This window comes from Kutzneria viridogrisea DSM 43870, from assembly GCF_000525635.1.
GTDB classification, from domain to species: Bacteria; Actinomycetota; Actinomycetes; order Mycobacteriales; family Pseudonocardiaceae; genus Kutzneria; species Kutzneria viridogrisea.
Genome location: NZ_CP007155.1, coordinates 5,578,675 through 5,591,667, shown reverse-complemented (window position 1 = coordinate 5,591,667; position 12,993 = coordinate 5,578,675). Strand labels below are relative to the sequence as shown.

Below are 12,993 nucleotides of genomic sequence, written 5' to 3'. Positions count from 1 at the left end.
TCGATCGACATCGGGCGACACCGTGCCCCCACAGGCGATGGGCCGTGCACGAAGCCGAATTCTGCCACAGTCCGCAAGAGGCCGAATCCGCTCAGTAACCATCGGCAACTCTCGGCACAGGTGACAACTGCCGGAACCGCCGTGCGCACGGCGGTGACAAAACGTGCGCAGGGGCGGGACGCCGGTCGGCGCCCCGCCCCTGCTGGTGTGCGTGCTGCTAGCTCAGGGTCAGCGCGGTGTCGTCGATCACGAACGAGGTCTGCAGCGAGGAGTCCTCCACCCCGCTGAAGGACACCGAAACCGTCTGCCCGGCAAGGGCGGACAGGTCGAAGCTCTTCTGCGCGTAGCCGGAGTTCTTGTCCAGGTTCGAGTAACTGGCCAAGGTGGTCGACCCGGCCTTGACGGTCAGCTTGTCGTAGGCCGTCGAGCTGCTCGTCTCGGCCGTGTCGATGTGCAGCCAGAACGACAGGGTTGTGTGGCAACCCGCGGGGATGCTCACCGACTGTGACAGCGAGTCCGTGTGAGCCGTGCCATAACCGTTGAGCCAGGCCAGGTAGGTGCCGCTGTGCGCTGCCTCACCGGAGGAGGAGTCACTCACCACCCCGGAGGATGCCGTCCACGGGGAGGTGCCGCTCTCGAAGCCGGGGTTGCCCAGTCGCTGGCCCGAGCAGCCACCGCCGGTGGGGTTGATCGTCCAGCCGAAGGTGGCGCTGCCGGTCTTGCCCGCGCTGTCGGTCACCGTGGCGGTCACCGAGTAGCTGCCCGCGGTGCCCGGCGTGCCGGACACCAGCCCGCCCGAGGAGATCGACAGCCCGGCGGGCAGGCCGCTGGCCGTCCAGGTGTACGGGCTCGTGCCGCCGGTCGCCGCCAGTTGCAGGCTCACCGCGGTGCCGACGGTGCCGGTCTGGCCGCCCGGGTTGGTGACCGAGGGCGAGCCGGGCGGCGGCGGGGTGCCGCCCGCGGTGAAGGCCGCCGTGCCGTTGGGGGTGCCCAGCCCGGTGGGGCCGTCCCAGCCGGTACCGGCGGTGCACTGCACGGTGGCCGAGCAGCTGCCGTTGGAGCCGGTGGTCACGTCGTAGAGGTTCGTGGCGTGCGAGTACGGGTAGGCCGCCGGGCGGTCCGCGGAACCCGGGGTGCCCGCCAGCGCGTAGACCGAGGCGATGATCGGCGAGGAGGCGCTGGTGCCGCCGTAGACCGCCCAGCCGCTGCCGCCGTAGGTCTGGTACACCGCCACGCCGGTCTGCGGGTCGGCCACGGCGGACACGTCCGCGTTGGCCCGGTTGGCGCAGCTGGTCGTCACGTTCTGGAACGAGGGCTTGGCCACCGAGGAGGAACAGCCGCTGCCCGCACCGCTCCAGGCGCTCTCCGACCAGCCGCGCGCGTTGCTCGCCCTGGACAGCGAGGTGCCGCCCACGGCCGTGACGTAGGCGGAGGAGGCCGGGTAGCTGATGCCGTAGCCGCTGTCCCCGGTGCTGGCCGTGATCGCGACCCCGGCGTGGTTGAAGTAGCTGGAGTCGGAGGTGTTCTCGGTGCCGTCCTCACTGCCGCCGTAGCTGTTGGACACGTACTTCGCGCCCATGCTCACGGCGGTGTTGACCGAGGTGCCCAGCGCGTCCATCGAGGCGGAACTGGCCTCCACCAACAGGATGTGGCAGCCGGGGCAGATCGCCGAGACCATGTCCAGGTCCAGGGAGATCTCACCGGCCCAGCCACTGTCCGCGGTGGGCAGCGGGCTGGCCTGCCCGTTCTGGTTGACCTTGCGGAAGCAGCCGTTGGCCGTGGTGCACGCGGGCAGCCCGTAGGTGGACCGGTAGCTGGCCAGGTCCGACTCGGCGTTGGGGTCGTCCTGGGCGTCCACGATGGCCACGGTGGCCGAGGAACTGCCCGAGGCGGTCAGGTTGTAGGCGCTGCGCAGGTCGGTCGGGCCCAGCCCGCTCGGCAGCGCGTTGGGCGCCAGGTGCTGCTGGGCGAGGTCGGTTCTTCTCAGTGCGAAGCAGGCGGCGTAACCGGGCTTCACCGCCTGGTCGCACACGTTGGTCGCGGCTGTGCTGGTCGCGGCAGGGGCGGCCGGTGCCGCGGTGGCCACCGCCGATCCCGCGGTGAGCGCCAATGCCGCCAAACCGGTGACGGCGGCGAGCCATCGTTGGGTACTGCGCACGGTTCCTCCAGGTGCAGGGCCGGGAAACAATCAGCAGTGCCGTGTTGTCTACCTCGCCGGACCAGTTGTTGGTGGCGCTGTGCTGACACTGGCACTAATGTGCCGATCCGCAGGCGGCGGAGGGTTTCACGATGGCTCTTGCGGAAATCGGTCACCTCGTCACTCTCGGACTCGGCAACGAAGCCGCGGAACTGTATTCGTCCTTGCTGGCGAACGGCTCGCGCACCGTGGCCCAACTGGCGGAACTGGCCGGGTGCTCGGAGGAGCAGACCTGCCGCCGGGTGGCCGAACTCGTCGAGGTCGGGCTCGTCGTCCGGGTCGGGGACGGCCGTGCGCTGGTCACCCCGGTACCGCCCAATCCAGCGCTGGAGCTGCTGTCCCGGCGGCGCGAGGCCGAACTGGCCCAGGCGCGGGTGGCCACCGCGAGCGCGTACCAGGCACTGCACCGAATGGTCGGTGACACCGGCGAGCACCTGCTGGAGGTCATCAGCGGCCCCGAGGTGGAGGACCGCATCACCCAATTGGAACGATCCGTGCGGGCCGAGGTCCGCGGACTTGATTCGCCGCCCTACTACGCCGTGGGCGTGGCGAATCAGGTGGAAATGGACAACCTGGCCAATGGTGTGAGGTATCGGGCGGTGTACGCGAAACCGGCGTTGGAGCGTTCCGAATACCTCGCCGAGAACGTCGTGCCCAGTGTCCGCGCGGGGGAGGAGGCCAGGACCCTGCCCGACGTCCCGGTGAAGCTGCTCATCCTCGACACCGACTGCGCCGTGGTCTCCCTGTCGGCGGCCGAGGCCGAGGTGGGCGGTACCGCCGTGCTGATCCGGCCCTCCAGCCTGCTCTCGGCGATGATCGGCCTGTTCGAGGTCTGCTGGCGGGCCGCGCTGCCGCTGAGCCTTGGCGAGCAGCGCACCGGGCCGTTCCTGCAGCCCAGCGAACGCCGCCTGCTCGCCCTGCTGGCGGCCGGGCTGGGCGACGAGCAGATCGCGCGCACCCTGGGCATCTCGCGCCGAACCCTGTTCCGCTACCTGGAGGTGCTGATGAGCCGCACCGGGGCGGCCAACCGGTTCCAGCTGGCCCTGCACGCCAAACGCAACGGCTGGATCTGAGCCGCCCGGGCGGAACCCGCGCGTGTCGGCGCTACCCGTACGGTGTGTCGGACGTTCCCGTACGGTGTGTTCGCCCAACACGGCGTACCGGCAGCGCCGACACGCGGCACCGGCAGCGCCGACACGCGCTGGGGTTGGCCGGTCAGGGGCTGGCCGCGAGCTGCTCCGCGTGGTGCTGCCAGGCGGCGGCCAGGCCGTCCACCGCGGACTGCAGGGTCTGCCGGGACGCCGCCAGCGACAGGCGAACCCCGTGCCGGTGCCCGCCGCAGGCACAACTCGTGCCACCCGGCGCCACGATCACCCCGTAGCGCGCGGCGAGATGCGCGTAGGTCTCCGCCTCGCGTACCGGCAACTCCGCCCACACCGACAGACCCGCCGCGGGCGGCGTCACCCGCCAGGCGGGCAGGTGCCGGGCCAGCAGGTCGACCACCAGCGAGCGCCTGTCCCGCAGCACGGCGAGCAGGTCGGCCAGCCACGCCCCGTCGACCGCGCGCAGCAACTGCACCGCCAGCAGCTGGGACGGCGCCGACGGGGCCAGGTCGTGCGCCGAGCGCAGCCGCAGCAGGTGACCGTGCAGGGCGGCGGGCGCACGGATCCAGCCGATCCGCAACCCCGCCCAGAACATCTTCGACAGCGAGCCCACCGCGATCACCGAATCATCCTGTGCCGCAAGGGGAATCGGCACCTCGCCGCTGTCAAGCGGCAGACCGGCCTGCGCCAGGTCCTCCACCAGCAGCGCGTCGTTGCGCCGGGCCACGTGCAGCAGCGCCTCGCCCCGTGCGCGGCTGAGCACCGCCCCGGTCGGGCTGCTCGCGGCGGAGTCCACGTAGATGATCGGCGCGGGTAGCTGGGCGGTGGCCCGTCGCACCGCGTTGACCTCCACACCCAGCGGGTCCACCGGCACACCGAGCAGCCGCCCGCCGCGCCCGGCCAGCGCGCCCGCCAGCCCGGCGTAGGTCGGGCAGCCGGTGAGCACGGCGCGACCCGGCGACACCACGGCCGCCGCCAGCACGGTCAGCGCGTGCTGGGCCCCCGAGGTGACGATCACCTGCTCGGCCGTCGTGGGCAGGGCGAGCCGGTGCGTCAGGTGCTCGGCCAGGGCCGCGCGCAGCTCCGGGGTGCCCGCCGGGTGCAGGCCGTGCCCGCGCAGTCCGCGCAGCCCCGGCAGGTCGGGCAGGTGCTCCAGCCCCGCGGGCACGGACAGGGACAGGTCGATCGCGTGCCCGTCCTCGGCGATCCGCCGCCGCAGCAGAGCCGAGGCCGCGCTCTCGCCGGGGGTCTGCGTCCACGCGGGCCGTCCGCGCACGAACGTGCCCGCGCCGACCCGCCGCGCCACGACACCGGCGGCGACGAGTTCCTCGTAGCAGCGCACCACCGTGCCCCGGCTCAGGCCCAGCGCCTCGGCCAGCGGCCGCTCGGCGGGCAGCCGCGCGCCGGGTGCGGCCAGCCCGGAGTCCACCGCCTCGGTCACCGCGGCGGCCAGCCGCCGGTAGCGCGGGCCGGGACGCTGCCGCCAACCGTCCACGGCGATGCGCACCCACCACGCCAGATCCTGGTCCACTCGTGCACATTGGCCCTGTTTTCCGCGAGCGGCAAGCTGGACGCTGCGGTGCATGACCAACCCCAGCCCCACGCTCGCCAGGCGCCTGTGGGAGGCCGTCGAGCCGATCCACGCGGTGGCCTACTTCGCCGCCGAGCCCGCCGCCGCGGCCAAGGCCATCGGCCTGCCCAGTTGGTGGATGGGCTACTTCACCGGCCGGGTCGCCCCGCTGGGCGCGCTCGGGCCCGCCGCGGCCACCGCCGTGGTGTTCGGTTTCGCGCCCGGCATGGTGGCCCGCTTCCTGCCCGCCGCCTGGACCTTCACCACCCCCGAGACCGCGCTCGACGCCCGCATCGACTCCGTGGGCGCGACACTGCGGCGCACCCTGCCACCCAGCACCGACCTGGACCGCCTGGCGGAGTTGCTGGACCGCGCGGTGCGGGGCTGCGGCTTCGCGGGCCGCCCGCTGGCCGCCGCCTGGTCGGCGGTCCGCCCGCCCGAGGACGCGCTGTCCCGGATCTGGCTCGCCGCCACCGTCCTGCGCGAGCACCGCGGCGACGGGCACGTGCTCGCCGCGGTGCACGCCGGGCTGGCCGGGATCGACGCCACGCTCACCCACGTCGCGACCGGGGCCGTGACCCGCGAGCTGTTGCAGATCAACCGCGGTTGGACCGATGAGGACTGGGAGCAGTCGCGGCGTGGGCTGGTCGCCCGTGGGCTGCTGGACCGCACGAACCGGCTCACCAAGACCGGTGGCGCGCTGCGCAGGCAGATCGAGGAGGACACCGACCGGCTCGCCGCGGGCCCCGTCGCCGCACTCGGCGAGTCCGGGGTGCACGAGGTCATCCAGCTGGCGACCCCGCTGAGTCGGCACCTCGTCGACAGCGGGGTGGTGCCGGTGCCCAACCCGATCGGCGCCCCCAGGCCCTGAACCCCGTACGGTGCGCGCGGTGAGCTGGTGGATCACCCGTGCGGAGCGCACGCTGACCGAGGAAGTGCCCGCGGACCCGTCGCGGGTGCGGGACTTCTACGTGGACCTGGACAACATCAAGCTGGTGCACCCGCTGGTGGTGGCGGTCCGCAGCACCGCGCGCACGGCCACGGCGGACGGGTACGTGCAGACCTACCGGGTGCGCGACCGGATCCCGCTGGGGCCGATCACGCTGCCGACCGGCTACTGGGCGCGGCTGTACGTGCCAGTCGCCGGTGACGTGCTCGCGCAGGCGCGGCAGTTCCCGCGGGTGCGGCTGCACACCGTGCTGCGCTTCGAGCCGATCGAGTCGGGCACCCGGGTGGTCGAGCGGATGCGGATCGAGGCGCCGCGTCCGCTGGCCGCCGTCACGGTGCGGGAGGCGGTCAAGGCGCACGCCGCCACGCTGGCGGGCATCCGGCTCCATTTCCAATGATCCACTATGACTTCAGTGACGACTAAAGTCGAATCGACGGAACGGGCCAGGTACCTTGCTCGGTGCAGAAACCGCACGGAGAGGACCCGAGGTGGACACGACCGGCCTGTTGGTGCAGTCACCGCCGCACCTGAGACAGGCGGAACGCCTGATCGACCACCTGGTGCCCGCCAACAACGTCTACAAGCGGCCCGAAGAGCGCAACGTGGTCAAGTGGGGCCGCGAGGGCCGCCCGGCCAGTTGGGTCAACCGCAGCCAGTGCGCGTCCTTCATCACGGCGGTGCTGCGCCGCTCCCACCCGTGGGCCCGGCGTTCCTTCTTCACCGCCCACTTCGACAGCACCAGCCCGTACGCCAAGGACTACCTGCGCGCCTTCAACCAGGGAGATGTCCCGCACTTCACGCAGGTCGAGCGGGTCACCGAGCTGCGACCCGGTGATCTGATCGCCATCGAGTACCCGGAGCAGCACGAGGTGCACACCGGGCACGTCGTGATGGTGCGCGAGCTGCTCGGCGAGTACGTGGCCGCCAACGAGGCGCTGAACCTGCCCGGCAGCACCCAGTACGCCGTGAGCATCGCCGACTGCACCGCGGAACCGCACGGCCAGTACGGGGTCGGCCAGTACGACGCGTACCCGGACAGCCGGATCGTGGACGCGGACACCCAGCACAGCGGGGCGGGCTACGGCCACATGATGTTCTACGCGGACAACGCCACCGGGCGGTTCTCGGGCTACCGGTGGAGCGTGAACAGCGCCGCCGCGACGATCCACCCGGTGACCGAGCGGCCCATCGCGGCGGCGCGTGTGCTGGATTGACCCCGCAGGGCGGGACTCGTGTGCCCCATGGCGGGACTCGCGGTCCTGTGACCGGGACTCGCGGTCCGCTGGGCGGGACTCGCGAGCCCCAGGCCGGGGTCAGGCGGGGGTGGCGACGAGGGGTGGGGCGCTGGGGGAGTGCAGCACCTCGTCGTCGAGCAGGCCCTCGCTGCGGGCCACGATGGTCGGCACCACGATCTGCCCGGCCACGTTGGTGGCGGTGCGCATCATGTCCATGATCGGGTTCACCGAGTAGATCAGCGCGATGCCCAGCGCGACCTGCTTGGCGTCCAGCCCGATGAACGCCGAGGTCAGGGTCAGCGCGGTGAGCCAGCCGGTGGTGCCCGCGGTGGCCAGGGCGCCGACCACGGCCACGAACACGATGCCCGCGTACTGCCACACGTTGAGCTGCACCCCGGACAGGTTGGCGATGAAGATGGCGCCGATCGCCGGGAACACGGCGGCACAGCCGTCCATCTTGGTGGCGCTGGCCAGCGGGGTGGCGAACGCGGCGTAACCGGGCTCCACACCGAGGTTGACCGCGGACTGCCGGGTCAGCGGCAGGGTGGCAGCCGAGGACTGGGACACGAAGGCGAACTGGATCGCGGTCCACGCCTTGCCGAAGAAGCGCGCCGGGCTGACCCTGGCCACGAACTGGAGCAGCACGGGGTAGACGACCAGCAGCACCAGCAGGCAGCCCACGTACACGGCGATGGTGGTGGACAGCAGCGGGCGGAACAGGGCGTCACCGTAGTTGGCGACCGCGGCACCGATCAGGCCCAGGATGCCCAGCGGGGCCAGCCGCACGATCCAGCCGAGGTAGCGCTGGATGATTTCGAACACCGAACTGGTGAAGTCCACGAAGGGCTTGGCCTTCTCACCCAGGCTGTAGACCGCCGCGCCGATCACCACGGCGAGGAACAGCACCTGGAGGGTCTCGCCCTCGGTGAAGGCGGCGAGGAAGTTCTTCGGGATCAGGCCGTCGATGAACGACTGCCAGGAACCCCAGTGGTCCACGCTCTTGACGGCCTTGTCGGTGTTCTTCGCGGTGGCCGCGACCCCGGCGCCCAGACCGCCGCTGCCCGGGTTGATCAGCAGGCCGACCGCGATGCCGATCAGCGAGGCGATGAAGGAGGTGATGGCGAACCAGAGCACGGTCTTGCCGCCCAGCCGCGCCGCGCGGCGACCGCCGCCGAGGCCGCGCAGGCTGTTGATGCCGACCACGATGGCGGTGAAGACCAGCGGGACCACCGCGATCTGCAACAGGGTGGTGAACACCGTGCCGATCCTGTCCAGCAGGGTGGTCAGCCAGCTCGCGCCGGTGGTCCTGGCGAGTACGCCAAGCAGGGCACCCAGGACCAGCGAGCCGAGCACGGCACTGGCGAAGACCCTGGGTCTGGTGTACGTCCGGATGAGGGACACGGTGCTGCTCCCGAGGTGAGGCTTGCTTGTCTGCGCGGTGGGTGACAACGCGCTCCGACCCCGCACTCTTCCTGATCACGCCCTGGTGCGAGGCAGCTCTCACCTGGTGGGATCAGCCGCTGAGCGTGTCCAGCACCTGTTGCCCGTACTTGGCCAGCTTGTTGTCGCCCACCCCGCTGATGCCGCGCAACTGCTCCAGGGTCGAGGGCACCTCGGTGGCGATCTGCCGCAGCGTGGCGTCGTTGAAGATGATGTAGGGCGGCTTGCCCTCCTCCTTGGCCTTGGCGGTGCGCCAGGCGCGCAGCTGCTCGAACACCGCGGCGGCGCCCTCGGGCAGGTCCACCGGGACGGCGGCCTTGCGCTCGGACCGGGCGGGACGCGCGGCCCGCTCGGGTTCGCGGCGCATCATGACCTGTCGCTGGCGGCCGAGCACCTCGGCGCTGGCCTCGGTCAGCGCCAGGGTGTTGTACTCGCCCTGCACGGTCAGCAGGCCCTGGGCCAGCAGTTGGCGCAGCACCCCGCGCCACTCGTTGTCCTTCAGGTCCTCGCCGATGCCGAAGGTGCTCAGGCTGTCGTGCCCGTGCTGGCTGATCTTCGGGGTCTGCTTGCCAAGCAGGATGTCGATGATGTGTCCCGCGCCGAAGCTCTGCCTGCGCTCGCGGTCCAGTCGCAGCACCGTGGACAGCACCTTCTGCGCGGGGATCGTGCCGTCCCAGGTCTGCGGCGGGGACAGGCAGGTGTCGCAGTTGCCGCAGGGCTGGGCCTGCTGGCCGAAGTAGTTGAGCAGCTGCACGCGGCGGCACTCCACCGTCTCGCACAGCGCGAGCATCGCGTCCAGGTGTGCGGAGAGCCTGCGCCGGTGCGCCTGGTCGCCCTCGCTCATGTCGATCAGCCGCCGCTGCTGGGCGACATCCTGCAACCCGTAGGCCATCCAGGCCGTGGAGGGCTGGCCGTCACGGCCAGCGCGGCCGGTCTCCTGGTAGTAGCCCTCCACCGACTTGGGCAGGTCCAGGTGCGCCACGAAGCGCACGTCGGGCTTGTCGATGCCCATGCCGAAGGCGATGGTGGCCACCACGACCAGCCCGTCCTCGCGCAGGAACCGGGACTGGTTGGTGGCGCGGGTGTCCTTGTCCAGGCCCGCGTGGTAGGGCAGGGCGGAGATCCCGTTGGCCACCAGGAACTCCGCGGTCTTGTCCACCGAGGCCTTGGACAGGCAGTAGACGATGCCCGCCTCGCCGGGGTGCTCGGTGCGCAGCAGGTCCAGCAGCTGGCGCTTGGGATCGTTCTTGGGCACGATCCGGTACTGGATGTTGGGCCGGTCGAAGCTGGCCACGAAGTGCCGGGCCTCGCCGAGGTCCAGCCGCCGGGCGATCTCCTCGTGGGTGGCGTGCGTGGCGGTGGCGGTCAGCGCGATGCGCGGCACGTCCGGCCAGCGCTCGTGCAGGGTGGACAGCGCCAGGTACTCCGGGCGGAAGTCGTGGCCCCACTGGGAGACGCAGTGCGCCTCGTCGATGGCGAACAGCGCGATCTCGGCCCGGTCGAACAGCCGCGCGGTGGACTCCATGCTGAGCCGTTCTGGGGCCAGGTAGAGCAGGTCCAGGTCCCCGGCCACGAAGGCGGTCTCGACCTGGTTGCGCTGTTCGATCGTCTGCGTGGAGTTGAGGAAACCCGCGCGCACGCCCAGCGCCGTCAGCGCGTCGACCTGGTCCTGCATCAGCGCGATCAGCGGGGAGACCACCACGCCGACACCCGGCCGCACCAGCGAGGGGATCTGGTAGCACAGGGACTTGCCGCCGCCGGTGGGCATCAGCACCAGCGCGTCGCCGCCGCCGACCACGTGCTCCACGATCTGCTGCTGGTCGCCGCGGAAGCTGTCGTAGCCGAAGACGGTGTTGAGTACCCGCAGGGCTTCGCTGAGGTCGGTTCCGGTTTCCGGGGACGCCATGCGGGCGAGTCTAGGGGGGAGGACCGACAGCGCCGGTGACGGACCTCGCATGGTAAAGACTTGCAAAATTGTGCAACTGCATAGGATGGTGATTGTCGAGAGGAGTCTCAATGACGATGTCAAGCCGCTTGCGTGACCGGCCGGAGGTGCTGGCCGTGGCCGAGGCGAACCGCCCATGACCGCCGAGGTCGCCGTGGTCAGCGACGGCAGCGCGATCCCGGGCGCCTCACCGCCCGCCACGTTGCCGCTGTTGCAGGACTACGCCGAACTGGTCCGGGAGCACGCCGGGCTGTCCGCGGTGCCGCTGGCCGTGGACTCGGCGCGGTTGGCGGCCGAGCTGTGCGCGCTGCCCAAGCGGTTCCGCGCGGTCTTCCTGACCCACACCGACCCGGAGCGGGCCTTCCAGGTCCAGCGCGCGGTGGCGAAGGCGGGCGGCCCGCTGGTGATCACCGACCAGGACACCACCGCGATCAGCCTGACCGCCTCGACGTTGACCACCCTGGCCCGGCGGGGCCGCTCGCCCTCCGACAGCCGCGTGGTCATCGCGGGCGCACGGCAGCTGCCCCGGCTGTGCGTGCTGCTGCTGGCCGCGGGCGTGGGCGACATCGTCAGCTGGAACGAGTGCGACGCCCCGGTGTTCCCGCTGCACCGGGTCTCCTGGGACGCCGACGCCCTGATCTGCCTGCTGGACACCACGACCGGCGCCGCCACGGCGATCGAGCCGCCGCGGCACGTCCTGGTCACCACCGCCGACCCGGCCTGCCACCTGCTCGCGCTGCCCGGACTGGTGCAGGCGGTGCTGCGCTCGCCGGTGACCAGCCTGGAGGTCGAGGTGCTGCGGGCCTGCGCAATGGCCCTGGCCGCGGCCACCCCGCCAGGGCGGCGGCTGCCCGAGCTCACCGAACCCGCCGTCACCCGTGCCGTGGCGTACGCGGCCACGTACGCCATCCACGCCCAGCACCATCCGCGCCGGTCCTGACCTCGTGGCGCGAGGTGCCCCGGCACCGAGGGCGACCCGGGTGTTGGGCACCATGCATTGCCGCGTGGGGGCGCGCTGATCAAGACTGGGGTCATGACACGTCCGAGGCGGTTGAGCCACGAGCAGGTGCGAGCAGTGCTCGGTGAACCCGGAGAAGTGATCAAGGCCAAGGTGCGGACCCGCATCGACAGCCACTTCCACCGCTTCATCGCACACTCGCCGTTCCTGTGCCTGGCCACCACCGACGCTGCCGGGTACGCGGACTGCTCCCCGCGCGGGGACTACCCCGGCTTCGTCAAGGTGCTCGACGAGCACACCCTGGCCATCCCCGACCGGCTGGGCAACAAGCTCGCCGACTCCTTCACCAACATCGCCGACAACCCCGGGGTGGGCCTGATCTTCCTGGTTCCCGGCCACCGGGAGACCCTGCGCGTCAACGGGACCGCCTACGCCACCGACGAACCCGACGTGCTGGCCCGCATGCAGGTCGAGGGCAAGCGGCCCGTGCTGGCCACCATCGTGGAGGTGCGCGAGGCGTTCATGCACTGCGGGCGCGCGGTGGTCCGCTCCCGGCTGTGGCACGCCGAGAGCCAGGCGCTGGCCGAGGAGGTGCCCTCGCTGGGCCAGATCGTCGCCGACCAGTTGGCGCTGGACGCCGCCGCGGTGGACGCCGACCTGGAAGCCGCCTACAAGGTCCTGTACTGAGCGAGGCCCCGATGTCACAGACCACGCTGCTGGAACGCGTCGAACCGGTGGCCCGGGACGTGCTCGCGCTGACCCTGCGCGGCAGGCACGGACCGCTGGCGCCCTGGCAGCCCGGCGCGCACATCGACCTGTCCCTGCCCAACTGGCTGCAACGCCAGTACTCCCTGTGCGGGGACCCGGCCGACCCCGACCGCTACCGCATCGCCGTGCGCCGCGAACCGCTGAGCCGGGGCGGCTCGGAGTACGTGCACCTGTTCCTGCGCGAAGGCCGCGAGCTCACCGTCTCCCTGCCACGCAACAACTTCCCGCTCGTGCCCGCCCCGAGCTACCTGTTCGTGGCCGGGGGCATCGGCATCACCCCGATCCTGCCCATGCTGCGCGCCGCCACCGCACTCGGTGCCGCCACCAGCCTGGTCTACACCGGGCGCGCCGCCGACACGATGCCCTTCGCCCAGGAACTGGCAAGCCGCCACGACACCCGGATCGGCGTGGGTCGCGCCGACCTCACCGCGCTGGCCGCCGACCTGGACCCCAGCACGCTCGTCTACTGCTGCGGGCCCGAAGCCATGCTCGCCGCCGCCGAGGACGCGTTCCCCACCGGGCAGCTGCACGTGGAGCGGTTCCGGCCCAGGACCCGGCAGTTCCCCGCCAACCGGCCGTTCGAGCTCGTGCTCGCCCGCAGCGGGCTGGCCCTGCCGGTGTCCCAGGACGAGCCGGCACTCGACGTGCTCGACCGCGCCGGGGCCGGTGTGCCCGCAGGCTGCCGCGAGGGCGTGTGCGGCACCTGCGAGGTCACGGTGCTCGAGGGCACTCCCGAGCACCGTGACGAGGTCGGCGGCGCGGCGGACCGGCTCTACCCGTGCGTGTCCCGGGCCCTCTCCGACCGGCTGGTCCTCGACCTCTGACAGG

At 71.8% G+C, this 12,993-nt stretch carries 11 protein-coding genes; 7 read left to right on the top strand and 4 right to left on the bottom strand.

What is annotated here, in order from left to right; genetic code table 11:
- Positions 1 to 217: 217 nt before the first annotated feature.
- A complete protein-coding gene (locus tag KALB_RS24890; RefSeq protein ID WP_042220770.1) occupies positions 218 to 2,158 on the bottom strand; it encodes a putative Ig domain-containing protein in 1,941 nt (646 codons plus the stop codon).
- 131 nt (positions 2,159 to 2,289) lie between these two features.
- Here KALB_RS24890 and KALB_RS24885 point away from each other — a divergent pair, with 131 nt between their 5' ends.
- Positions 2,290 to 3,270, top strand: a complete 981-nt coding sequence (locus KALB_RS24885) for a helix-turn-helix domain-containing protein (protein ID WP_025358422.1) — start codon at positions 2,290 to 2,292, stop codon at positions 3,268 to 3,270.
- A 142-nt stretch (positions 3,271 to 3,412) separates the two neighbouring features.
- On the opposite strand, the gene KALB_RS24880 is transcribed toward KALB_RS24885, so the two are convergent.
- The gene (locus KALB_RS24880; RefSeq protein ID WP_025358421.1) at positions 3,413 to 4,831 is read right to left on the bottom strand and encodes an aminotransferase-like domain-containing protein; all 1,419 of its coding nucleotides are present in this window, start codon (positions 4,829 to 4,831) and stop codon (positions 3,413 to 3,415) included.
- A gap of 52 nt (positions 4,832 to 4,883) precedes the next feature.
- Here KALB_RS24880 and KALB_RS24875 point away from each other — a divergent pair, with 52 nt between their 5' ends.
- The 3 genes from KALB_RS24875 (at position 4,884) to KALB_RS24865 (ending at position 7,033) form a co-directional block, all read left to right on the top strand.
- Positions 4,884 to 5,741 (top strand): SCO6745 family protein, encoded by an 858-nt coding sequence (locus tag KALB_RS24875; RefSeq protein WP_025358420.1) that lies wholly within the window; start codon positions 4,884 to 4,886, stop codon positions 5,739 to 5,741.
- A 19-nt stretch (positions 5,742 to 5,760) separates the two neighbouring features.
- Positions 5,761 to 6,216 carry an SRPBCC family protein gene (locus KALB_RS24870; protein ID WP_025358419.1) on the top strand — a complete coding sequence of 152 codons (456 nt, stop codon included), beginning with the start codon at positions 5,761 to 5,763 and terminating at the stop codon, positions 6,214 to 6,216.
- Between the two features lie 91 nt (positions 6,217 to 6,307).
- A complete protein-coding gene (locus tag KALB_RS24865; RefSeq protein WP_025358418.1) occupies positions 6,308 to 7,033 on the top strand; it encodes a hypothetical protein in 726 nt (241 codons plus the stop codon).
- A gap of 99 nt (positions 7,034 to 7,132) precedes the next feature.
- Here the strand turns inward: KALB_RS24865 and KALB_RS24860 are convergent, their stop codons facing one another.
- Positions 7,133 to 8,455, bottom strand: coding sequence for a dicarboxylate/amino acid:cation symporter (locus tag KALB_RS24860; RefSeq protein WP_025358417.1), 1,323 nt, complete (start codon positions 8,453 to 8,455; stop codon positions 7,133 to 7,135).
- A gap of 112 nt (positions 8,456 to 8,567) precedes the next feature.
- The gene (recQ, locus tag KALB_RS24855) at positions 8,568 to 10,400 is read right to left on the bottom strand and encodes a DNA helicase RecQ (RefSeq protein ID WP_025358416.1); all 1,833 of its coding nucleotides are present in this window, start codon (positions 10,398 to 10,400) and stop codon (positions 8,568 to 8,570) included.
- A 175-nt stretch (positions 10,401 to 10,575) separates the two neighbouring features.
- On the opposite strand from recQ, the gene KALB_RS24850 reads away from it, so the two are divergent.
- The 3 genes from KALB_RS24850 (at position 10,576) to KALB_RS24840 (ending at position 12,989) form a co-directional block, all read left to right on the top strand.
- On the top strand, positions 10,576 to 11,379 hold the full coding sequence (locus tag KALB_RS24850; RefSeq protein ID WP_025358415.1) for a hypothetical protein: 804 nt from the start codon (positions 10,576 to 10,578) through the stop codon (positions 11,377 to 11,379).
- Between the two features lie 93 nt (positions 11,380 to 11,472).
- Entirely contained in the window at positions 11,473 to 12,084 is a 612-nt protein-coding gene (locus KALB_RS24845; RefSeq protein WP_030107658.1) for an MSMEG_1061 family FMN-dependent PPOX-type flavoprotein, read from the top strand.
- A gap of 11 nt (positions 12,085 to 12,095) precedes the next feature.
- Positions 12,096 to 12,989: a PDR/VanB family oxidoreductase gene (locus KALB_RS24840; protein WP_025358413.1), complete on the top strand. Its 894-nt coding sequence runs from the start codon at positions 12,096 to 12,098 to the stop codon at positions 12,987 to 12,989.
- Positions 12,990 to 12,993 lie beyond the last annotated feature (4 nt).